Annotated in this window: 13 protein-coding genes; 11 read left to right on the top strand and 2 right to left on the bottom strand. The window is 38.5% G+C overall.

The genetic code is table 11. From position 1 onward, the window contains the following. Window positions 1-283: 283 nt before the first annotated feature. On the top strand, window positions 284-1,420 hold the full coding sequence (locus tag A9479_RS13680; RefSeq protein WP_064663701.1) for a hypothetical protein: 1,137 nt from the start codon (window positions 284-286) through the stop codon (window positions 1,418-1,420). Between the two features lie 40 nt (window positions 1,421-1,460). Here the strand turns inward: A9479_RS13680 and A9479_RS13675 are convergent, their stop codons facing one another. After that, entirely contained in the window at window positions 1,461-2,150 is a 690-nt protein-coding gene (locus A9479_RS13675) for a hypothetical protein (protein ID WP_064663700.1), read from the bottom strand. A gap of 136 nt (window positions 2,151-2,286) precedes the next feature. Between A9479_RS13675 and A9479_RS13670 the strand changes: the two genes are divergently transcribed. From A9479_RS13670 to A9479_RS13635, 8 genes are all read left to right on the top strand, one after another. Beyond that, on the top strand, window positions 2,287-4,185 hold the full coding sequence (locus A9479_RS13670; RefSeq protein WP_064663699.1) for a helicase-related protein: 1,899 nt from the start codon (window positions 2,287-2,289) through the stop codon (window positions 4,183-4,185). Window positions 4,186-4,331: 146 nt separating this feature from the next. Next, entirely contained in the window at window positions 4,332-9,938 is a 5,607-nt protein-coding gene (locus A9479_RS13665; RefSeq protein WP_064663698.1) for an Ig-like domain-containing protein, read from the top strand. A gap of 226 nt (window positions 9,939-10,164) precedes the next feature. Further along, on the top strand, window positions 10,165-10,665 hold the full coding sequence (lepB, locus tag A9479_RS13660) for a signal peptidase I (protein ID WP_064663697.1): 501 nt from the start codon (window positions 10,165-10,167) through the stop codon (window positions 10,663-10,665). Then, entirely contained in the window at window positions 10,652-11,842 is a 1,191-nt protein-coding gene (locus A9479_RS13655; RefSeq protein WP_064663696.1) for a TrbC family F-type conjugative pilus assembly protein, read from the top strand. Before lepB ends, A9479_RS13655 begins: the two co-directional genes overlap by 14 nt. Before the next feature lie 145 nt (window positions 11,843-11,987). Beyond that, complete coding sequence (locus tag A9479_RS13650) at window positions 11,988-13,037, top strand: TraU family protein (RefSeq protein ID WP_064663695.1); 1,050 nt, start codon at window positions 11,988-11,990, stop codon at window positions 13,035-13,037. 5 nt (window positions 13,038-13,042) lie between these two features. Further along, window positions 13,043-13,294, top strand: coding sequence for a hypothetical protein (locus A9479_RS13645; protein ID WP_064663694.1), 252 nt, complete (start codon window positions 13,043-13,045; stop codon window positions 13,292-13,294). An 87-nt stretch (window positions 13,295-13,381) separates the two neighbouring features. Beyond that, window positions 13,382-16,591 carry a conjugal transfer protein TraN gene (traN, locus tag A9479_RS13640; protein ID WP_064663693.1) on the top strand — a complete coding sequence of 1,070 codons (3,210 nt, stop codon included), beginning with the start codon at window positions 13,382-13,384 and terminating at the stop codon, window positions 16,589-16,591. 72 nt (window positions 16,592-16,663) lie between these two features. Then, on the top strand, window positions 16,664-17,548 hold the full coding sequence (locus A9479_RS13635) for a hypothetical protein (protein WP_064663692.1): 885 nt from the start codon (window positions 16,664-16,666) through the stop codon (window positions 17,546-17,548). A 59-nt stretch (window positions 17,549-17,607) separates the two neighbouring features. Here the strand turns inward: A9479_RS13635 and A9479_RS13630 are convergent, their stop codons facing one another. Then, complete coding sequence (locus tag A9479_RS13630; protein WP_064663691.1) at window positions 17,608-18,192, bottom strand: hypothetical protein; 585 nt, start codon at window positions 18,190-18,192, stop codon at window positions 17,608-17,610. A gap of 195 nt (window positions 18,193-18,387) precedes the next feature. Here A9479_RS13630 and A9479_RS13625 point away from each other — a divergent pair, with 195 nt between their 5' ends. Further along, the gene (locus A9479_RS13625) at window positions 18,388-19,956 is read left to right on the top strand and encodes a hypothetical protein (protein ID WP_064663690.1); all 1,569 of its coding nucleotides are present in this window, start codon (window positions 18,388-18,390) and stop codon (window positions 19,954-19,956) included. Between the two features lie 91 nt (window positions 19,957-20,047). Next, window positions 20,048-24,460 carry a conjugal transfer protein TraG N-terminal domain-containing protein gene (locus A9479_RS13620; protein WP_082918338.1) on the top strand — a complete coding sequence of 1,471 codons (4,413 nt, stop codon included), beginning with the start codon at window positions 20,048-20,050 and terminating at the stop codon, window positions 24,458-24,460.

Here is a 24,460-nt window from a genome sequence, read left to right as displayed (position 1 = left end):
TTAGCTTAAAAAAACTGCTAAATTATTGCTTTCAGATCGCAATTCCTCCTTTATAAGGGCGTCTATTTCAATTTTCAGATCGCATTTCCTCTCTTATAAATCCCAATTTTTATTTTCAGATCGCAGTTCCTCCTTTTTTTTTATGTGGCTTTAAATAATCAGATCGTAGTTCCTCCACTTTAAGTTGTTGAAAATTAAACATTTGAAAAAATATAAGCGTAATTCCTGTTAAATGAATAGCGCTTTGATATATTAGAAGTATATGAGATTGGATAATTGCTTTATGAAGAAGAAAAAATTTACAGTTAATAACTTACCGCCCACTTTAAGCTCAAAAAACTTAGTCGTGCAAGAAGCCGGCGAAGTAGAGCAACTAAAGCTGTTCACGGATACGCATTTTGAAGGCTTAAGTACTAACTCATTATCTAATACGTTTCCTGTATACGATTTATGGTCTCGCTTCGTGCGATTAAAAACCACTAAATACAATATCAAGGATGCCCCTGATAAATTAATTAACACTCGTTCAATACTCGATAAATTTGATGGTTTAGTACATAAAGGCCAGCTCGATATATCACCGGCGGTAATAAAGGGCAAAGAATCTGATTTTGTTGCTTGGCCATCCGATCGGGAGGAGAAGGTTGAAAGGGCTTTAATATCTTTAGCTACAAAAGGCAATATATCTCTTATAAATGCCACCAGCGGTACGAGCTATGCTATTCACTTCACGATGAAGGAGTTGCAAAATGAACTCAAGAGCGTAAAGCAGACTCTTTCAAATGTTGAACTAAAAGAAGCATTACTTATCTTGTCAGGTAGTCAACTTTCTTTTAACTACACATCTACATCTGAGAACGGGGATGTGGTTTCTAATGAAGCAAAAATGCCGTATTTAGGGGCTATCCATTTTAGTAATAAAAAGGGTAGGTCTTCAGAGCGTTGTATCGTTTTTCTAAATGAGTATATGGCACAACAAATAGAAACAGTTTCATACAAAGGCTACTACTTTAACCAGGCACAGCAATTTAAAAGAACGCTCTCAAGCTGGTTAACAACAAGATTATATACGATGTTTCGATTTGCGAGCCCCGAAAAAACGTACCATTTCATGCTAAAGAGAATAATGATTAAATTTGGTTCAATTGAGTCAGAAGACATTCAAAAAAATAGACTTATAGCAATTCGAAGAAATATGACCACAACAATGCAAGATCTGATTGAAGCAGGCATAATTGAAAAGTATGACAATGAGGCTGCAAAAGACTGCAACGGTGAAATTGTTGATTACAAATACACTGTCTATCCAACAGCTGCTTTTTGCGACGAAATTTTATCTTTAAACAAGCACGCAAAAAAAATTAAGATAAAGAGCCAAATAAGTGCAGAAGACGTGGAAAAATTAGAAGTTCAAAAATAAATTACAGTGCTGTATTGGTTTACAGCACTGACTAACAAAACTACCCCTGAAGCGTCTTTGCGAGACGCAGGTGTGTAACCACCATGTCCGCAGTTAAATTATTATAATTCTTTAAATATTGCTCCAATATAAACTGGCCTATTCTAATACCTTCATTGATTGGTACAGGTATCCCATGCATCCCTTTTCCAGCTTGAGTTACTTGTGTAAAGAGCTTATTACCGGACTGAAGCTCAATCTTTATTGATTTATCATTATTAACCCCATAATGCCTTAGCTCAGCTAAAGGTTGTATAAACAAAAATACGTTTAATAAATCTATCATACCGGTATGCGTTAATTGAATAGACACTTTATCATTCCAATTAAATTGTTTATTAGTGCCTTTGGCAGCTTCAATTCTGACTGTGTGAACACCTTTTCGAGTAACATCAGCTTTAAACTCCACTGCAGCAGAGCTACCATGAATTTTAATGCTATAAAACTTACCGCCTGGCGCTAAATCAGGATTTATTTCGGTTGGTGCTTGCATATCACGATCCTCATAATGAGGTTTGTACTGATGATTATTAGCACCATGATTTTGGTTAGGCTGAAATGCTGGCTGAGAGTGATTTTGGGGGTCATAACTATTATTATGAGAGGCTGCATTATGCTTGTTTGTATGGTGAAGTTGCTGACCACTCTGCATATTTTCTTGATGACCCATGACGCTTCTTTGATTATACATAGTATTACTCCTTAGATTTCTATTATCCAATATAACCCGCCATTAAAAACGCGCGTAATTGCAATTAATAACTTGTAAGTTGCACGTTTTAAAAAAAAAGAGATGATGTTCATATTAAAATTTCAGGATTATTTTTATGGATATGCAAGCTTTAAAACAAATAGGAATAGACCACCTATGGCAGGTGCCTTTATGCTGCCCAATCAATATAGAAGACTTCACAATAGTAACAACCGACTTTACTAGGGCATATAGCGAAAGTGGAAATAAGCTACTTATTGGCGGAAAACTCAAAAGCATACCTGAATTTGAATGGATTAAAGGAAAGGGCGTATTGACCATTCAGCTCATTGATGAAAATAACTATTTATTATCAATCAAAATATTCGGTGATTCACGTGAACTTCAACAAACAATAAATCAGATCGGTATGACCTATCACTTTCAAGGTATTTCTTTCGCAAGTGGTAAGTATCTTAATTTACGAGCGGCAAAGTATATAGAAGCCGAGGAAGTCGGGAAGTTGAGTGTCGTATATAAAGGGAAGCGGGGCGTTCTTTCATCGTCGAGATTAAAAAAAATAATTCACAACTTACTACCTCAAACACTTCATCTTGCAGAAGCTGAGCTTAGGAAGTCCATCCAAGGCATAGGAAATATACGTGAGGTCTTGAAAGCAGAGAATATGACGCTCAACGAGTCAATTAATCAACTTCATAATCCGACATCAATAAATTCATGGAAACAAGCAAAGTCTATTATAAAAAGGATAGCTGCCTTACATTGTATCCGTGAGATTAATAGTGTTTTTTCAAAAAAAGAAAATATATTGGCAAGCAAGCTGAATGAGTTTGATGTTGAAAGACTACTCGTAAATATACCGTTTGAGCTTACAGGTGAACAACTAAGCGTTATTGAACAGGTACTTTACCAGTTTCATTCCAGAAAAGTATTAAACGGTACTCTGATAGGAGATGTAGGTACTGGCAAGACGGTGGTATATGGTGTTTGTGCCGCTTCCGTGGTTGCTGGTGGCGGTCGCGTTGCAATTATGCTTCCTAACAACTCACTCGCAATGCAAATACACCAAGAAATATTATCTTATTGGCCTGAGATGAGCGCGCACTTGGTAACCGTAAATACACCAGAGGTAGAATTAAGTGGTTTCTCTTTTTTAATTGGAACAAGTGCATTGCTTCACCGCAAAATAGGGGAGCTTGATTTTGTTATTATCGATGAGCAGCAGAGGTTTGGTGTGGGGCAGCGTGAGCAGCTGATGGGTGAATCCACTCATGTAATGGAGGTTACAGCAACACCAATACCACGAACCCAAGCTCTTTTAACTTTTGGTGATCAGCGCCAGGTATTTAGATTGACGCAGAATCACTGTGAGAAAGTAATCACAACTAAATTAAGACTAAAAAAAGAAAGCACAGAGCTTATGCATGAATGCCTTATGCAAATTAAAGCAGGGAATAAAGTGTTAGTTGTATGTCCTGCAAAGAGTAATAACCCTAAAAAATCTGTTTCGGTTGAGGATGTGTATCTTAAGTGGAATAAATTCGCAAAAGGTAAAGTGCGATTCATGCACTCAGATTGTGACCCAAAGCACAATGAAAAGGCACTTCAAGATATAAAAAGTGGCCGCGCAAATGTACTTATTTCAACAACGATTATAGAGATTGGAATAACTATTCCAAAATTAACAAAAACAGTCATATACAATGCAGAGCGATTTGGAACGATTACATGCCATCAAATTAGGGGGCGGCTAGTACGACATGGTGGTCATGGCCAACTAGATCTGTATTGTCCAGATAATATCAGCGACCACTCACTTCAACGACTAACATTATTAACAAAATTCAACGATGGTTTCGAGCTTGCTACACAGGATATGCTTTTGAGAGGTTTTGGGGATGTGGTTAAGGGAAGCGATCTAGCCCAGAGCGGAACCACAAAATCGATATTGATTGGTGAAAAAGTGGATATTTCTGATGTGGAAGAGATACTGGCGATTAAAAGAGAAAATTAGATTAAATTCATTATTTATAACGCACTACAATTTATGCATGTTAGGTCTATTTTCTCTCGATATTAAATAAAAATACGGCTTTAGATGCAAAAATAATTGTTAAATTTAACCCTGAGTAGAATCGACTAGATTAACAAGGGTTTTAAATGCAATTAATAAAAGCGATAGCGGCATTTACTGTGTTGGCGACAGGCGCAGTAAGCGCAGCAACAGTCATTACCGGGAAGTTCACTGTGACAAAGCCTGAATTTACTATTGTAAATAAATCAGGTGATTTAGTTTCTTCAGTGAAAGAAGTAACGTTTGCTGCAGAACAATCTATAACAGACCAATACTGTAATGTCACAACCGATAAAGATATTGCGCTAGAGGGCGGAACCATCGAGAGTGGCAACTGTTTGTTTGAATGGACAGCACCAAGCAGCTTTATAGCTGATGGGTTTTTATTGAAAGGAACTTACCCCACTGCAGGTGATGTTTCCATCGGGTACACTCTAAGTTACTACTCAGGCAGCGATAAAACTAAAACCCTTATAGATAGTAAATCCATTTCTGCGCGCTTTGTTGATCCAGCAAAACCTATAGTGAGTAATTTTGACTTGAAGCTCGGTGGAAGATGGAAAGAACAAGGTAATCACACTAACTATAACCCAAACGACTACTTGACGGCTGTTCGCGTAAATGTCCAGGTTCGAGATTTATACAACCAAGCTGTTTCAATTGAAGGCTTAGGTTCATGTACAGTTGAAATTGGTACTTCAAGTTGTGAAATCTCATTTCCAGAGATTAAGCTGGGTGATATTCAAAGTAACAAAGTTGGCCAATTAAATTATACGGCATATCTAAACACTGAAGATAAATACTGGAGCGAAGACCAAGCAAGCAGAGTGGATATAGATGTTCCTTGGAGCTACCTACCAAGCAAAATAAATAATTTTTCATATAACTCTATGCCTAGAGGCTACGAACAAGAAAAATCCATTACAGTGAACACTCAATCTATTTCTGTTACAAACAATACAGCTAAACTGGTTATTTCAAAACCCTCAGATGGTATCGATGGTGATTGGTGGGCTCCAGATTACATTGATTTTAAATTCCTCAAAAACGACCAACCGGTCTTATCTGAGGGAGTTGTGCACGATGGGAATGTTTTATACTCGAAAAATTTATCGCTTTCCTCATCTATCCAATCTTTAACAAGTAGGTCAAAGGTTAAGCTTGGCAATCACTATGTTTATACTTTTGATTTAAACCAAATAGAAGACGGTTTCTACGACATAAATACATCATTTACTAATTCAGTCAATGTAACAACAACTGCTAGCTTTAGTGATATTCGTGTAAATAAGATAATGCCTGAAATTGATGTATTTAAAGGTATGAAAAAACTAAGTAATGGCGATAGCTTTACGTTCATACAAGAGCTTGTTGTAAGTACTTTTAATTCCTACGAAAAAAATGTAGATCTTGTCAGTGTTTCAATTAATGGTAATCCGGTTAATTTAAACACTGTAAAAACAGGTGTGGCCGTATTAGAGCCTGCATTAAGCCTTGCCAATGGTAATAATGAGTTTGTAATTACGGTTAAAGACAGCAGAAATAACACTTACAAAAAAACAATAATGCTTAAACATGAGCCCATGAAGATAGCATTTAACATTGAAACAAATCCCTCAGTCTTGGTTTCTAAAATCAGAGAGGTCACTTTAAATGCTGTGCAAAGCGAATTTTCAAATTACTGCTCGGTAACAACAAACGAGCAAGATGCTATCGGGTCATCAGCAGCTCATACAAACCTTTGTTACTTCGAGTGGGTCGGCATGAATGAATTAAGCCGAGACGAATTAACTCTTAAGGGAGTTTTAAGTGAGCCTGGTGCAACACCTGTTGCTTACAAACTATATACATACTTTGGCGGAAAAAAAGAAAAAACAGAAATTGCTAGCAAGGCATTTCTTTTTGATGTTGAAAACCCTAAGCCGCCGGCGCTTAGTTCATACTCGGTTTTGGTTGATGACGAGTGGATTAACGATAACGAAAAGAAAGTACACAATCCAAAAAGTATGGTTTATGGCATCAGAATAAAAACAGAAGAGGTCAACTATGCTCAGAAAGTTACAATGCCTGATTTTGGCGCTTGTGTTATTAATACCGGTGAATCAAGTTGTACAATTGGCGTTACCCCTTTCTATTTAGGTGATTTAGATTTTAGAGAGCATGAAATAGGCGAAAAAGCTTATCCAGTGAAAGTAAATTCAACAAACAATTACTGGGAACTAGAAGAGGTTCAGTCAGACATTAATATTCGCTGGGAATATGTTGATGCAAAAGTTGAATCATTCGCAGTTAATGGTCGCTCTGAAACTTCAACTAATGATCACCTATTCAGCGTTAATGGAAAGGATATTGTCATAGAAAACAACACAGCAATAGTTGTGGTTAATAAACCGATAAACAATGTTCCGGGTACGTGGTGGCTTCCTTCTGGCTTAGAATTAAAGTTTATTACAAGCGGTGGGCAGCAGACTCTTAGTCGCCTTGCACTTGATGAAAATACATTATTTAGAAATAGATTTGCTAATGGCGCAGAGGCAACTCTTATAAATAGATTTACCGGTCCAGAAGTAATAAATGACAAATATGTCTACAAGTTTAATATCGAAAACGTTCCTGACGGTCGTTACAGTGTCGAAGTTAACGCTATTTATAGCTATGGCGCAAACGACGTAACAATTTTTGATAAAGCTGCAGTAATTTCTCGTTTCGAGCCTCAAATTGGTCTGTTCAGAGGTTATACGAAGTTAGAAAATAACGAGGAGTTTTATTTTGATAGTGAATTAGCTGTAGCTGCATTTAATGGATATGTGAATGGTGTCGAAATCACAAGCGTTAAGGCTGGTGGTCAACCACTAATTATGAATGATGTAAGCGACGGTATTGTTCGCGTTAAAGGTTTAAGTGAAAAACTAGAACCTGCCGAGTCCGTTATTATTGATGTTGAGGTTACAGATTCATATGGTGATACTTTTAATTACAACATTCCAATTATTTATGCACCTTTATCTTTTAAGCTCAAGCTAAGAAACGACGAGCACACTCCTTACCGCGCAATTGAAATGATTGAAATTGAAAGTGAGCAAACTGCAGGTGAAGCATGTCGTTTTTATAGTGAAAGAGACATTGCTATAAAATACGCTAGACCTGGCCGTAACAGTTGCTTATTTCTTTGGGAGAATTTGCCAGATTCATTCGAGGTATCATCGCGCTCTAGATCACCTTCCGCTGTAGGCTATTTGAATGAAACCTCATTTGAGGTGAGCAATAAAATTGAAGTTATTAATGAAAATGGCGACTCTGTAATCATTAACGGAGACACCCTCCTTATAACTCCACAAGAGCCAACATCAATTGAAGTTAAGCCTAGCTCTCGCTCAGAGCTTATACAAGGTTATTACCCAATTGAAATTGGTGGTGGTGAAGTAGTTCGCATGGAGACAAAATCAAGCAAAGGTTCTATTGATATGAATTTTGAAATGAATTCAGCTGTAGAAAATATGGTTAGACACCCTTCATCAAGAACGGGAGAAGTATTTAGAACAACTGGCACATTAGATCTTCCTCATGATGTAGGTGTGAATTTATGGGATGTAGTACCGGTTAATTTTTCTGCTAAATATGAAAAGCTACCCAACTTAGAAACAACTAAAACTATTAACGCTGTTGTTATACCTGATAGCTCAATAGGGTTGGATTTAGACTTTCAAGATGATTTGATTTTAACAACAGACCAGGTAACTGCCAAAGTTCAGCTGGGTAAGTACAATAGAATCGATGGCTGGAATTATGATAAATCTTCAATGGGCGAGTGGGAGGTATATATTGGTAGATATAACAGAAGAGAAATCCCTGAACCGATAAGTGAAACAGTGAAGCTTGATGAATTTGGTAGAGCTGTATTAGAAATGCCAATGGAAGAAATAGGTGAAGAGAGCGGAACTTTTGTTGCAGTAGCTAAAACAGTTAACGTTCCAATCCCAAACCATGAGATGCACATACAATCGTCTCGCACACATTTTATTGTTTTCAAAGGCACTAAAATAGAGGGAGACTTGCGAGATGGTCAAATCAGGGGGAGAGTGCCACTACGTGCATCTGCTAATTATGTTCCAGAGGATAGGGCTGACAGCGGTTCTCTTGGTGAAGTAATTTGGGAAAAGTCTGAAGATGGCTTATCTTGGGTTGAAGATGAAGAGTTTAGAAATACCCTGCGTTGGAGAAAAACTTTAGATACTGAGCAAGTTAAATATTTACGTGTCAAAGTAGAAAACAAATTTACTAATGAATGGGCAACTACAGAACCGCTTAAGATTGTAGCTTATACTCAACCAGATTTAAGGGTAGAGCAAACGACTGAGGTGCTGTTCAATGAGGCTGCCACTTTCGCAGTTTATGATTATGAAACTAAAGTTAATAGCGGTGATGGTGTTATTGAGTGGTCAACCGATAATCGTAAAACGTGGTTTTCAGGCAGTGCTGAAGAGTCTTTTTATAAGGATGACTTTAGTGGCCGCGATTTAAATGTTCGCATGAAATACCATGGCATAGCTAGTGATGAATCTCTTGGAGATGAAGCGTTTAGAGAAGCACGAACTCGATATACTTATTTACGGTCACCGAGGTTTTATTTTGACATTGAAGCGCCTGAGCTGGTTGAGGTAGGTACGACTCATACACTTAAGGCGACAGTTACTACAAGAATAGAATCACTTAATAGTCGCGTAGAAAGTGAATGGGTTCTTCCTAACGGAGAGGTAATTAGCGATGCTGAAATGGAGCTTACTTTTGATCAGTCTATGCTTGATGGTAGATATTACATCATTACACATCAAGCATGGGTGGAAGGTTCTAAAGAGGAAACCATACAATCCACACGTTTCAGAATAGAAAGCTGGGAATATGAATTCCCTGAGTTAGAACTGAATATGCCCGCTACCGTTAATTATATGCCATCGAAAATGAGAGCCAATGTTGAAGTGGCGAGGCATTTTGCCCCCGGTGTAAAATATACATTTGATATTGTTGATAAGACAGGCATTAATATATTAGAGCAAACGGACGGTAATTTTGTTTTACAATTTGATGAAGTAGGCATGAAAAACATTACATTCAATGTGAGTAATGATCGGGGCCAATCAAAAACGATAAGTCAGATTGTAGAAGTGCTACCGCGCACTCCACTCGAAATTGAGATTGTTAAAACATTCAGTAATGACTTTTTGCGGTACCCGCTGGATGTTTCACTCAGAACTCGTGTTCGGTTGTCACACCCTGACGATAGAGTGATCAACTATAAGTGGTTCCTAGATGGTGAGTTTTATTTAGAAACGCGCAGATATAGAGAGAGTATTGCTGATATGGCTGTTGGTGGCCACAATGTAAAAGTTGAAGTTGAAACCGAGTTTGGTCAAACCGGTACGCAGGATTTTGACGTAACCGTTATACCAAACACGAAACCTACCGGCACTATCAAGATGCTTGAAACTGACCTGTACTATGAGCTACACCTTAACTGTGAAGACTCAGATGGTCGAATTTTGGCAACTACTTGGGAGATTAATGGTGAAACTTTAACGCATTCCCATAATGTAATTCAGTTTAATAAAAGCAAACTAACGGGTACAAGTTTTGTGATTGGGCGCTGTTATGATGATAGTTATGATTATACGGAAGTGCCACAGACGTTAAATTAGTAGAGGTATAAATTGAAACAAAAAAAAAGCAAGCCCAACCCGAGCTTGCTTTTTTGTTTCATACTTAAAGTTCTTTGGAGGAGACTTTCAGTATCCTTATAAATTAACACAATATACTTTTTAAAAAGAGAATAAAAATCGATTTTTGAAATAAAATTAAGCCCCTCCCCGAATTTAAATCTTTAAAATTTTTAAAACATGACGATTTAAAATTCAGACTAATCATATGAACCCTGAGAGAAAAAAAGCTGCCGCTATTGTTCTGCTGTTATTCCCATGCTTGTACTTTGTTGCCGATCTATTTATTTCACGTTTTACGCTTTCAATACCTTCTTCAGATAGCCAGTGTTTAGAAGCAAAAATGTTCTTGGTCGATAAAAGCGATAAAAACATTAAGCGGGGGGACTTGGTTGCCTTTAAATTTGAAAAGGAAGATCAGTATTTTGAAAAGGGTATGAGTTTCATAAAAATCGCAGCTGGCTTAGGAGATGACCGTATTGAATTTACCCCAGAAACTATCAAGGTCAATAACTCAAAGTTAACTATTAAAGGTATGAATCACGTTATTAACGCTTTAGAGCTTAATTCAGCGAATTACAATCAGAAAATCAGAGTGAAACAAAACGAAATATTCGTGGTTGGAGAAACAATTTACAGCTATGACAGTCGTTATTGGGGCTCAATTAATAAAGACTCAATTATAGGGAAAGCATATGCAATATTTTAAATGGCTTACAGTGTTTCTTGTTCTTTCAACGAACGCTTATGGTGACAATACGAATGAGTTTGACTTAACTCAATTTCAAAACGCAGCTATAAAAGCTGTGGAGCAAGCTCAAAAAAAAGGGTGGCTCAGAGATATTGACGACCCTGAGTTGGACGCAAAAGACATAGCTTTAGCTAAGCAGGTAGCAGATCAAGCAATATTGATTGCACAATCAACTCAGAAAAGAGCTATTGACTCCCTGCCGGGTGAAAAGGAAAGATTGGATTTACTTCAAGGGTCGGATGGCGCGCTTTTTATTAGTTTTTCAATGCCTAGAAGGGCGCTCATTGACTCTTTTAAAATGGCAGAAGAGCACAACCTTACCATCTTATTGCGAGGCTTAGAAAAGGGTGCAACTCATATTTCCTCAACAATGAAGCTAATACAAACGCTTAGTGCCGCAGCCAAAGTGGAGCCAAACGTAGGTATAAATCCACTTCGCTTTACTGAGTTTAATATAACAAGTGTGCCGACAATCGTTTTAAAGGATTTAAATAATTCAATTGTGGCCCCGGGCACACTTAATATTGACTATGTTAAGGAGCAATTCAAATCGACACAGGGTAGCTCCCGTTTGGAGCCTTTAGGCCAGTTATTTGAAATTGATGAGCCCGATATGATTGAACAAATGAAAGCTGCTGCTGAAAAAATTGACTGGAAGAAAAAGCAAATTGCTGCCAAACAGCGATTCTGGAAAAAATACAAAATGCATGAACTTCCTACCTCTTTAGAAAACAAACAGTGGCTTATTGATCCATCATTACGAGTAACTAAGGATATAAAAAATGCGGAAGGTGAAGTTTTAGCTCGGGCAGGTGAAACAACTAACCCTTTAAAGCGGTTTCCTATGCAATTGAGCATTTTCGTCATAAATCCATATATTGAAAGCCAATTGGAATGGCTCAAGGAGCAACTTAGTAATGTTTCTGGCCAGTTTCAAGTACACCTAACGCATATGGATAAAGACAATGGCTGGGAGGATCTAGCTAAGTTTAGAGGGCAGTTCGGGGCTCCAATGTTTATCCTACCAAAACAAGCCATTGATAAATTCAAACTACAAGCAACCCCAAGTAAAGTTCAAACACAAACGAACGGCTTCCTACTTATTCAACAATTTGATTGGAGTAAAAAAATATGAAAATAATTCTGATGTTTATAGGTGTGCTAGGAGGTATTTATTTAAGCTACGAATACCCTGAGATAGCTTTAAAAATTTGGAATTTTGCTTGGGATTGGTTCGTGATGGGTTTTAACTGGATTCAAGAAAAGATAAGTGCCTTATAATGAAATATTTATACATAATTTTAATGTGTCTCTTTACTCTAACAATGGCGGGTACCGTAAGGGCAGAAAGTAACGCATGCAATGATGCAAATATATTTAGCAATATTGTAAATGAAGTATGCTGGTCGTGTTTTTTACCAGTGCGATTAATGGGTGTTGGTCCTAAGCCAGAAGGAGCTGCACCTGATAAGCCACTGTGTGCTTGCAAAGATGGTTTGGGTGTTCCAGAATTTGGTTATCAATTAGGCTATTGGCAACCAAAGAGACTTATAGAGCATGTTCGTGTTCCGTGGTGCGCACCATCATTAGGCGGTATTAGATTGCAGGATGATATGTTCTCACTATCAAAAGGAGTTAGTAAAGGCAGAGATGGAGACCCTACACTAGCAAGCTTTCAGTACCATTACTATGCGTACCCGTTATTTTCAATGCTGGAAATTTTATATTTACCGGGTTGTAGTGATGATTATATGGACTTTGATTTAATGTATTTGAGTGAAATAGATCCAACATGGAATAACGATTTATTATCAATATTGCTTTCACCAGAAGCCTTTATTTTCGCCAATCCTATAGCTAAAGCATGGTGTACGTCAGATTGCGTTGCTGTAACCGCAGGAAAAGCTCCAGAGGCAACGTATGGCTGTGCCGGCTGTGATGGTAGCTTATATCCTTTTACAGGCAATGTGATTGGTGGAGAATCAGGCCCTCGTGTTACCTCTCTATTGTCACAACGTGTATTAGCCAGCCTGCATAGGAAAGGGCTGGCCAAGAAAACCATTGGTAAGGAGGCTATGTGTAAGCCTGAATTTTGGCCGATGATTCCCCGCTCACAATATAAACTCTCTATGCTGCACCCTGTCCCTGAGGCTGATAGAACATCACCGAACGGCAAGTGCTGTCATCCGCTAGGCCAATCCGAACATAGTTGGTCAACAGCTGCTGGTGGTAGAACTATCCCGGGTAAAGAAGATTACGTTTATATGCTTTGGGGCTACAGTGATTGCTGTGTAAAAAGTACAGGCATTAATGCACCAGGTGCGGGGTAATAAAGATGGAAAAAAACGATCTTATTAATTTCATCCGTAAATATAGATTGCACTATAAGCAGTCTATGCACATTTTTGGTGTTAAACGCTCAACAATATTCGCTATGACAAACTCTAAATCTGAGTTTAAAATTAATTCTATGGTTGCAAGAACTTATCAATCCATAGAATTCATGGGTGATGCGAAAGCTAAAAAGTTTATAAGGCACATACTTGAGTCTCACCCAGAGAAAGAACACCGTAAATTAAAAAAGTAATTTTTTATGTAAAATTAAATAAAAATATGACTTTAAGGAGTCGGCAAACTTTTAATATAGCTTCAAGGTTTAAGTTGGATTATTACTATGAAGCTATTTAAGAAACAAATTATTGGTTGCACCATTATAAGCAGCATTGTTGGGCAAATGGTCACGTTGTCTGCAATGGGTGTTTGGATAGGGATTATCAGTGTAGCAACACCATTTGAAAGAGCTGTTGCTGCAACCAATAGATTTGAAAATATAAAAAATAAGTACCAGACAGACGATCCAAATAATAACCGTGGTGATGATGCCAAATTAAATCAAACCATGACAAAGTACAGAAACCAGCAAAACTCTCAACCAAACCTAGAAAACAAAGTTATCCAGAAGTACTACATAAACAACTCTCAAAATTCTGACGAAGTTGACTTGAGCGCGTACTCAGACAATTCAGCTGATGCAAAACAAAGAATTGAAGACAGCATTTCCCTAGCTAGGCAAATCTCTCAAGGAGCTACAGCCCCTTCAACTGATGCTAATGGTGCAATTAATACTCAATACAATACTAAAGGTGTTGAGCTAAGCAAAAGTGAAAGTGAAGGTTATAAAGCAAAGCTTGATGAAAATGGCGTTTCATCAAACTCAATAAACCAAGATGAATACACATCAGCTGAAATAAATCATTCACAAACAACGTTCGAAGGTGATCAGCATTATGGTGATGAAGCTAAGTTCTACGAATCAGGTAGGGCTAAGTTATCAGGTTTAAAATCCGGCTCAGCTAGCGATGCTACAGCCTACCAAACTATTCAAGGGATTAAAGAGTTTAACGAACCGCCAGAGTTAAATCCTAGGGATAATATGTTTGATTATGGCTTTGGTGAAGTTAACGATGCAGTTAACGGTTCGGGTAACTGGATGGCATCATGTTCAGATTCAGCAACCGATGTGACTAGGGAGTTTACAACCACCCAATCAACCAACCATCTGTGTATGAAACCATTAACATCAAATGACTTTTTCTGCGAAGTTGAAAGATCAGCTCCTGTTATTTTGGATGCAATTGTGTATGTGGCAGGTCAAGGTAAAAACTTTCTAACAGTTGAATATGATTTAACGAATCAATCTCTAAAAACTATATCCCCAACTGACTCAGCCTCTACGGAACTAAATATCGAAGGGTCTAGTTTGGAAGGATTTTGCGAGGGCGAATCAAGCAGAATTAGCCGAGTTAGTATAGGTACATGGTCTGGGACAAGCCTAGCAGGTAAAATTGATGAATCAACTAAAATTACTGAACTTCAAACTCCTAGTTGTTCAAATGGTTTAAAGGGGATAATACAGGTAGAAGATACTAGGAAAGATGAAGGTGATACAGAATGGATACTGAATGCGCAAGTTAGATATAGATTTACGGGGCAAGTAGGGGAAGATAAACAGTATCCAGAAGGCTGCTATGATGCTGTAGACCCTGCCATAAAGGAAGTCAACGGTCTATCAGATCTAGGTACTCCATCAAATAATGGCTCAGTAGGTGGCGCTGTAAATGATGGTGAGGTAATTGATGAAGATGGAAACAAGTCAGCTTATCCATATAGCCTTTGTAGATTTGACTCCTACACAAACATGATTGTTAATGACGCCGGATTACCTCAAGAAGTATTAGATACTGTACCACCTTGGTATGAGGGTGACACAGGTAATAAAACATGGCGCGTTAATCTCAACGGCTTTACGTGCGACCCTACAGGCGGTTACGACTATTGTGTAGTAACAAAAAGAGCCACTGATGAAGAACTAGCTCAAGGAATGACAGATGAAACTGAATGCTATTCTTGGGATGAAATTAAGTCACAACCTAATCAGTGTGCTGATTATGAAGCTGATAATCAATGCAAAATAGTTAGCGAGACGTGCGCTGAAGGGTGGGGGTGGGATAGACCCGATGGACAAAGCGACTTATGTTTTGCTCAAACAGTTGAATACCAATGTGACGAAGACACCACATCTACAGTTACATCAAAAGTAACTAGCAACTCTTGCGCAGCAACACTTCCTTGTATTGGTGGTGATTGCGAAACAGCAAACAGTGAAGTTAATGACCAATTTGCAGATGCTTTAGCTATGGCCTCTGTTATTCAGCACATGGAAGATGGAATGAATTGTACTGACCCATCCGATCCTTCGACATGTACTATTTTTGAGGGAGAGGGGAAGTTCTGCTCTTGGGAGCCGACAGGACTTGGTAACGATTGCTGCGAAGCACCAGATGGAATAAATATCTATGATTACGCACAAGCTGCATATGGCATGCTGCAAGGTGATGCTTTCATAGCTGGTCTAGATGGAACAAGCAACGCTTTTGTAGGTAGCTATCAATCCCTAAGGCAACCTATTGCTGACGCGGCTAGTACAGCTGGCCAGGCAGCATCAGATGCATGGGGTGCAGCTTCGTCAGCTTTTACAGATGTAGCAAGCTCTGCTGCGGGTACTACGGCAGGCCAAGTGACGGACACAACCGGCGCAGCAGTCGATATTTTTTCAGACCAAGCAATTGACCAGCTTCAGCAACAAGCAATGAATTATGTTCGTGATTCACTGCCTGACGCGTTATCCGATGCTTTATTTGAAACCTTAGCAGAAGATACTGCAACAAATGCAGCCGGCGATGCTGTTTTATCTGAAGGAGCAAGTCAGGCTATATCAATTCTCGGCTATGCCTATGGTGCATACATGGTGTATCAATATATAAAGCTTGCTCTAAACTTATTGACGGCCTGCCATGAATACGAGATGGATATGGGGGTTCGCATCGCAACCAAACAATGTATAAAAGTAGACAATAAATATTGCGCAAAAGATGGGCTGGGTATCTGTTATAGCAGAAGGCAGGACTACTGCTGCTATGACTCAATATTATCTCGGATAATCATGGAGCAGGCTTCGCCTATGCTCGGGCACGACTTAAAAGCATATTCAGATGAAAAAATAGACGGTTCAAAATTAAGAAGCTGCCCAGGTTTGACTCCTGACCAACTTTCAAATCTTGATTGGAACAAAATAGATTTGAGTGAGTGGATTAGTATTATGATCGAGTCTGGAATAGCCGACTTTGAGCAGGATGTTGATAAGCTGACAGGCTCAGGAAGAATGCTCAATAACACAGGGCGAGAGTCAGCAATAGAAAGAACTAAAAATAGAGCAAATGAAGCCTCGCTTGCTGATCGGGCTGTAGAATCAAGAAAATTATTAGATGATGATGAAATAGATTGCTCTATTGTTCCTCGTCCATTAGCCTGTTATTACAAGTAAATATTTAGAAATAAGCGCGATTGTTTAACTTCGATAGAATAGATAGCAATTAAACAGAATAGAGATATAACAATGAAACGTATATTTAAAATTTTTTCATTAGCGGCTGTAACTTTAACTATGACTGCGTGTTCGTCTACCAACGGACCAATGATTTACAAAGATTTTCAAACTAACAAACATGATTCATTCGCCAAAACAACCATGCGACTTGCAGGTAGTAATAAATTTGTCGATAGTGAGAGTGGTGATGACGTCACTCGAAATGTAACAGGCTCTACAGCTATGAAAGTTGGGCAATTGTTAATGCTAGATTTTGTTGGCGCTGCACAATCAGCAATTAGCCAGAATATGATTGAAGATGAGCCATTATCTAAAGACACTCATTTTATTGTAAAAGTGAATAACGTTGACACTTCTCAAGTGCAAACCCCAGAGTTAGTGATAAGCAAAGCTGTTTCAAAACTCAAAAATTTAGCAGCAAGTGCGGGCTTTACCGTGTTAGAGCAGAAAAAAATTAGCAAATGGACTACGATTTACTTAGATGATATTTCGAATTGCAATAATTTAAAACAAGTTCGCGATAAATGCGGTATCACCTACACAAAAGAGCATATTGCTTCATACAATAGCGCTGAGAGAGAAGCTTATGTAGTCTTTCAAACATCATCTAGAATTTTAGGGGCTCACCTTTTATCAACATATTTTAAAGAAGATATAATGATGTTTCATCCGCAGCACATGCAAGCAGGTACAAGCGCTAGAGCTTGGGGTGCTAACATAGGTCAAGCTGCTGTTTTTGCCAACGGAAAAGTAAATGGGTTTATAAAGGGTGCTACAGTTAATTCGGCTCTTCCGATCAGCGACCTAAAATACTATTACATGCGCACTAAAGATGGGGAAAAGAAAATATACCAAGTTAACATTTCAGATATGAGCTTTACACAAACACGATAATAATAGAAATACCATAACAATAGCCCAGCAATTAGCTGGGTTTTTTTATAGTGCAATTCTTAAATGGAGAAATTAGCACCGAACGACTTACCGCAACCTAAGTTTTTCATCAAAGCGCTAAGGTTGCCGCTCTCAAGCAGGTGCAAGTTTTCCTCACCCCCAACCAAACTAATTCGAGTATCGTTATTCAACTCAGTAGATAGGATGTAAGTTTCAAGAATGTTTATGTAAATGGTTTTACATGAAGCGTTAAAAACATTCTTATTGTTCTTTTCTGTTCGCGCAACAGCTTTCAGATGCTCTTTATAATTATCAATTGTTTCACTTAATGCTGAGTAACCCAATTTCACCACGGTATTTACAGTTGTGCCAGTAACATCATAATTTATAATAGTCACTTCTAATGGGCGCTTGATTTTAATTCTTTCATTATAGCCACCGTTATATGATTCAGAATTTCGCACTAGGAAATAAGCGCCGTAATTCTCGGCAGCCTGACGATGTATAGCACTAGCAATTTTTAAAGGCGACGATACATCCTTTGCTATTTCGAATGAAAATTCTTTTATCATGTTTTGATCTGCGTAAACTGAGGCGGAACCTAAAGCTATTAAATACAGGGCAGTACGTAAAATAAATCTCATAAAATAGAACTCAATGTATAACATATACAAAGTATAAATCAGAAAAATTTAGGTTTGTAAAAAAAATATAAATTAAATAGCAATCACCGTACTGTGAATTATTTTTCACTATTAAGCGCGTTATTAGAATTATGAGATTATACAATCAACACCGTTTAACAATAATCTCGACCCCATCTGTAAAAAGGAGAGAAAATGCTGGCTAAATATATTGGTGCTATTCTACTAATAGCCGCAACTATACAGGTTGCACATGCAGAAAAAGACATGGAACTCATCACGGTTACAATAAGTGAGCCACTATCGAAAAAAACTAATTTAATTAAAGTGCAGTCAGAATTACTTGAAAAAGCACTTACAAAACTAAAAGTAACCGTAGATGGGAATTATTCAGATGCAGAGTTAAGCATTCAAGATAAAGAGGCGCTGGTATTAAAGTCTTTTAATTTTGAGCTAAAAGGTTCTGAACGGTTGGCGCACGCAACTTACATTGTTAAAAGCATGGGTTACAACTCTCCTCAAGACGCTATTATAATTAATGATAAACAGTTCGAGATAGAAGCTAACGTTAGAAGCTCAACCAAACTAAATGAAGAGGCAAAATACAAGCTAAATCAATTACAATACAGCAGATTAATAACTAACAAGTCTCCAAACTTAGTTAAAGTGCAAAGCTATTCATTAGGTGGGGTTGAGGTTGTTAATGGGTTGAAAGAGTACCAGGGCTTCAAGGCGAGTGATTTACTTAAAAATACCTATATAAGAGAAAATACTCTCAATGAGTGCAGTGATAGTAAAGGTATTTATGACACTAAAATTATAATGCCTGGTTTTTACAGTGTTTCATCAGAATCAACTAGGTATGCCTTGGCTCTAATCGCAAGCCAGTTAAATTATGGTACTAAATTAACTGGCTTGGATTTGTCTGAGAACTATAAAAATATTTTCTCTGAACTTTATTATGGCCATGGAGGTGCTAAATATAAATCGGATGAAGAAGAGATGGAGAAAATCTGGCTTGGGTTCAATAATGCACTAGAATTAACAACTCAAGTGATGGATGGAAACTACAATAAGTACCCTTTCAATGATACCAAACATGCAATTGTAAATGTAAGCTATGAAAAGCCATTAAGCGATTTACCACTAAAGCTGGCTACTAAAGCCTTTTCAGCTCAATGGAAAACAACCAAAGAAGAAGCGTACAAAAAAGGCATCAAAAATTATATTAAGGGAAATAAATTATCGCCGCTTTATTGGCTTGTTGTCGAAGTAGATGGTGTAAAGTTTTATCGTGCATTTATTGATTTATCCCCGAAAACTGGGGCTATGTATTTATTAGATGTTTATCCATTTTTACCAGGGTCTATTTATAATATTGAGACAGTCAATTACCCTGAAACTCGACAGTTCCTACGAAACAAAGGGGTTGAGTTCTCGCAAAAAAATGCAAAAGCCATTAAAGGCACTGGCTTTAATTACAATAGCAATGCCGTAGAGGAGTACAATAATTGCCTCCAAACACAGTATGCATTTTATAAATCGCTAGAGGAGATTCAAAGTTTTCGAGACGGCTTAACTCCAACACTTGATAAAGGCTTTAATAAGCAAACCCATCTTTTTGGTTTTATGGGTGGGAAAGGAATGCTACCTGCCGCTTTTCCATATCATGTTACATTTAATGGCCAGCAAGCTAAGATTTCTTTCCATAAAGATCTAAAAGTTAAAAACATAAGCGTTTACCTAGAAAAAGTTAATATCTGATATTTTTTAATTGATATTAGAAAAAAATTTCCATTCCTGACCTTTATTAATCCTTAATATAACAGCCAGTATTTCAAAACTGGCTGTTTTTATGGATTTCACAATCTACTCTATTGGTAACACAGAATTTCTTTATGAAGTCATAATGGGGCTTAGGCGCATGTTTGACTTTGGGTTTAGTTCGCTTCACATACTTGTTGGAGCAACGGCCTTATTGTCACTTATGGCGCTTGTGGTAAAAAGCTGGATTAATCCAAATTCTAACCCTGTTCAATCATGGTTTATTGGGTTATTCATGTTCATGCTTTTATGCGGACCAATGTCAAAAGTGGATGTAACCATTGAGTCAATCAGAACTGGTCAAGTGTATTATGTTGACGATGCACCAGGAATTGTAGCAATAGCCGCTATGATGACATCAGGAATGTATGGTCTATCAAGAGATTATGAAGATTCATTTGCATCCACCGACGGTTATTTAGCTGGTCAGTTTCTTGATCCAATGCGTGCTTTAATATCATTAGACAACTTCGGATACCTAAGCGCTGAGGAAACCGAGTCAGGTTTAGATTTACAAAAATACAGTATACAAGCATCAATGAATAACTACTTAATTGATTGTGCGATTTGGGATATGCAACTGGGGGGCAGTGACGCAGAGATAAAAGCTGAAGATTTAAAAAACGCCAACATTGATGAGTTGTTAGATGCAATAAAAGTTAATTCCCCCTCAAGAAGTACCTACATTCACATAAATTCACCTTCTTTTGAATATTTAACCTGCCCTAACGCATACAATAAAATAAGAGGTTATTTATATAGTAATGACTTTAATGATGTAGTTGATCACTTTCTCCAAAAGCAAAATTTAAACCCTCTCAGCGTACCTGATGGAATTAATACCATAACAGCCGGTATGAGCAGTATGTCTGCTTATGAAGTTGCGCGTGGACGATATTTATCAAGTAAAATCGCTCAAGCATCACAAGCTGTAGGCGATAAATTTGCTTTACGTGGTGAGATTACACTAATTGAAACAAAATCACAGCGACACTACCAGATGGCCAGCGACAGAAATCTTACACTAGAATTGTCTATTGGTTTTGTAACCTTCCTAGAAGCATTTGTATTCTTCCTCATTCCGGTTATGGCGATTATGCTTGTAATGGGGGCTGATGCAATGAAAGGTGTGGCTATGTTCTTTGGAGTAACGATATGGGTGAACTTATGGCCAGTCACTATGAGCGCCATTAATTTGTTCACTTTATTAGCACTTCAAGGCCGCTTTACTGATGGTGGAAGTGGTGGAGGCTCTATAAGCGCTACAACTTTTGGCATGTGGGGCAATACTATTGCAACTATTGAGTCATACATTGCGGTCGCAAGCGCACTAGCTGCAGCCGTACCTATGATCACGTTATATATTTTACATAGAGGCGTGCATACTATGATGGGTGTATCTAGTAAAACCACACCAGATACAAATATTGACAGCAAAAAAATGTCCCCAGACATTACGACAGCGGCAAACGCTGGCTCTACAAAAGAAGCAGATATGCAGATGACTGCAAGCACTACTGCAACCAATTTAGATCAACATAGAGCTAGTATTGGTCAAAATGACGTTAGTATTAACCCTAGCGCAGGTAAAGAGTCGGGGTATCTAAAAACTATGGGGGCTGAAAGTTCAAGAGTCGGCTCATCAGCAGCCCAGCAGCAAGATGTTGAAAAATCCAGCTCTGCTTTCCAAGCTAGTGTAAATAACAGCAGTTCAGCTACATTGGGTGCTATTAAAGACTACAAACAAGGTCAATCTACTGACAGCGTTGATTTGTCAAGCTTGAGTGAAGATGAAGCTTACATGGCAGGGCAAACAATGGCGCTTATGAATAAGCATGGCTTAAGCAAATCAGATGCTTACGAGCAAGCTCTACAAATTGAGGCAGGTGCTGGTGGGGCAGCAGGCAGTGGATCACCTTTAAGTGCTAAAGCTTCAGCTGCAATTAGGGCAAAAGCGGCCGCATCAAGTCAAACTTCCTCAGGAGAGGAGCTTAGCGATGACCAAAGAGCTTCATTATCCGAAACATTGAAGCAATCAAGATCAAATTCAGTCAAAGCTGCAACGTCGGCATCTGCAACGACAGGTGAGTCAAATACACAAGCACTTGCACGAACTGCCGCTGTAAATCAGTCATATGCAAATCTAAACGAGCTACAAGCCTCTAAAGCCGAAGGTGAAACAGCAAGCATTGCTGCTAAGGTTTCAGGTACAGCACATGCGGGTGAAATACAAAACTCTCAAGCGGGGGCGGGCAAGCACTCAATCCCAGAGATAGTAGACTCATTAAGTGATAAGTCAGTACATCAAGCGCTTGGCTCTCTTGTTGGTACCGAAGGCATGGAAGGTCTTTCTAAAGATCAAAAACGAGAAAAGCTAGCTGGCATTATGTCAGGAGACGAGCAAGGTAACTTTGATAAAGGAAATTTCCAACATCATATGAGCAGGCTAAACACCGGTGACAACGCAAGATTACCTCAAGCTCAAAAAGATAATATAGCTCTTGCTAGCACTGTTCAGTCACTGGCAACACAAATGAGCAGCAATAGCGAAATATTAGGTGTAGATGAAAATGGTAAGAACCTTCCAATGTCATCAAAAGTTACAGCTATAAATCAAGCTAATGCTGAACGGATGGCTGCAGGAGAAGCGGTCAATGGCTTAGCTGGAGTGTTAGAGTCATCAAGCTTATATTCAGTTGGAGATGAGTTAATGAAATCCTCTGGCACACCAAGAAACGAATTTAATGCCCCTGAAAATAAAACAGGCATCAATCCTGATAAGCTCTCACGCAATGTAACTGATGCTATTGCTAAAGATCCAACAAAACAGTATAGCCACAATGACAGCGAAAATAGTGTTGCCTCTCATTCAAATGCCGGTGACAAAAAGGTTGCTAGTACAGGCAGCGCTGGTTTAGCTGATGTAGAAAACTCAGGCCAACCAATTAAAGCAGCTACAGATGGTATGAACGCTAACAAAATGGGCGGAGCGTTTGAGGGAATGAAGTTACTTTCAGAGAAAACAGGCGATATAGGACAAAGTGCAATTAGTGCGGTAGGTTCCATGTTCTCATCACCAATTGGCCAAAACGTTGCCGACAAAATGAAGGAAAATGGCACCGGTGCGTTGGCAAATGAAGACCTATTAAATAAAGGCTTTGGAATACTTGCAAACAACACACCACAAGCAATCAGCGGGTTACTCAATGACGCAGCGGCAGGTAAAGGCTCTACGATTAATGGAAGCCATATTTCACCTACTGAAACTCAGTTATATGCAGGAGCAGTTGCGGCTGCAATGCAACCTGAAGCGCAAGCTGCATTTAACGAAACTCTCAATTCTCAAGATGCTAAATTGGCAGCTCAACAACCTAACAACCCTTATAGGAACGCTCAAGATAACATAGCAGCGGTTAACGGTATGATGGGCAACGAACGAGTAGGTGACGCATTAGCTCAAGGTCAACTTTTAGCAACTTATGCTGCACTGGGTAATCTAGACCAGTCAGATGTAAGTAATGCCGTAAGCGCTATAAATGGCGAAAGCTCTTTCTTGGGCCTAAATGACCAAAATTACGCAAGGCATTTGGGTAACTTAAATGCATTGTCAGAGAAAATGGGTAGCGGTTCACCTTATGACCCAAGCCAATATAGTAATAGCCAGAAAATCAATAGTGGAGACCTAGAGAGCCACATCGTTAATGGTAACTTCGACCAAAGTGCGAGTGCGATAGCAAGAATGGCTGTAGGAAACTTTAATGAAACAGGCTCTACTGTAGGTGTTGATTATAATAACTTAGAGGCTAGTAATAGAGAGCAATTAGCAATGCAAGGCGGTAACCCTGCAAATCTCAACTTTACAGATTTAAACGAACAGTCATTGTCAGACTTAAATCAAATAGCCGATAGTTTGGACGCAATTGGTATGACTGGGCAAGCTGAAGCAATCAGAAACTCAATGGGCACAATATCTGGACAAGAACAAACGCGAGTAGGTTACGATAACAGTGGTACCAAGACATTTGAAAGCTCCGTGGTATCAGGTGCTCTTAATGCAGATGGCCTATCCCAGTCAAGCAAAGATTTTGCATCAAATGCTATATATGGCACCGGGGATTCGTCTCCATTAAGCAGTTCAGACCTAGGAGACGTTAACAAAATAATTAGCGGGTTGAGTGGGGCACCTGACGCTCAGTATAAACTTTCTACTGCAACACTTAGTGAATTCCCGAGCAATTCTAGTTTACAAGATTCATTTAATAAAGCAGATATAAGTGCAGACGTTGCAAGGCAAGCTAGCGATATACTCACATACGGTGCAGGAAGCAGTTCAGGTAACTATTCTGAAGTAGAAAGGCAAGAGTTAACGGACCTTGCTGATACACTAGAAGCAAACAACTTACTTGGTGAGTCTGTTGAAATACGCAATGCGTTAGGGCGTTAA

Source organism: Pseudoalteromonas sp. MQS005, from assembly GCF_001661605.1.
Classification (GTDB): Bacteria; Pseudomonadota; Gammaproteobacteria; order Enterobacterales; family Alteromonadaceae; genus Pseudoalteromonas; species Pseudoalteromonas tetraodonis.
This window is presented reverse-complemented; position numbering and strand designations above follow the sequence as displayed.

Bases quoted from the DNA above. Each gene is read 5' to 3' on its own strand.
- lepB (WP_064663697.1), top strand. From the start codon at position 10,165: ATGAACCCTGAGAGAAAAAAAGCTGCCGCTATTGTTCTGCTGTTATTC.
- A9479_RS13625 (WP_064663690.1), top strand. From the start codon at position 18,388: ATGCTGGCTAAATATATTGGTGCTATTCTACTAATAGCCGCAACTATA.
- A9479_RS13665 (WP_064663698.1), top strand. From the start codon at position 4,332: ATGCAATTAATAAAAGCGATAGCGGCATTTACTGTGTTGGCGACAGGC.
- A9479_RS13675 (WP_064663700.1), bottom strand. From the start codon at position 2,150: ATGTATAATCAAAGAAGCGTCATGGGTCATCAAGAAAATATGCAGAGT.
- A9479_RS13635 (WP_064663692.1), top strand. From the start codon at position 16,664: ATGAAACGTATATTTAAAATTTTTTCATTAGCGGCTGTAACTTTAACT.
- A9479_RS13630 (WP_064663691.1), bottom strand. From the start codon at position 18,192: ATGAGATTTATTTTACGTACTGCCCTGTATTTAATAGCTTTAGGTTCC.
- A9479_RS13650 (WP_064663695.1), top strand. From the start codon at position 11,988: ATGAAATATTTATACATAATTTTAATGTGTCTCTTTACTCTAACAATG.
- A9479_RS13620 (WP_082918338.1), top strand. From the start codon at position 20,048: ATGGATTTCACAATCTACTCTATTGGTAACACAGAATTTCTTTATGAA.
- A9479_RS13670 (WP_064663699.1), top strand. From the start codon at position 2,287: ATGGATATGCAAGCTTTAAAACAAATAGGAATAGACCACCTATGGCAG.
- A9479_RS13655 (WP_064663696.1), top strand. From the start codon at position 10,652: ATGCAATATTTTAAATGGCTTACAGTGTTTCTTGTTCTTTCAACGAAC.
- traN (WP_064663693.1), top strand. From the start codon at position 13,382: ATGAAGCTATTTAAGAAACAAATTATTGGTTGCACCATTATAAGCAGC.
- A9479_RS13680 (WP_064663701.1), top strand. From the start codon at position 284: ATGAAGAAGAAAAAATTTACAGTTAATAACTTACCGCCCACTTTAAGC.
- A9479_RS13645 (WP_064663694.1), top strand. From the start codon at position 13,043: ATGGAAAAAAACGATCTTATTAATTTCATCCGTAAATATAGATTGCAC.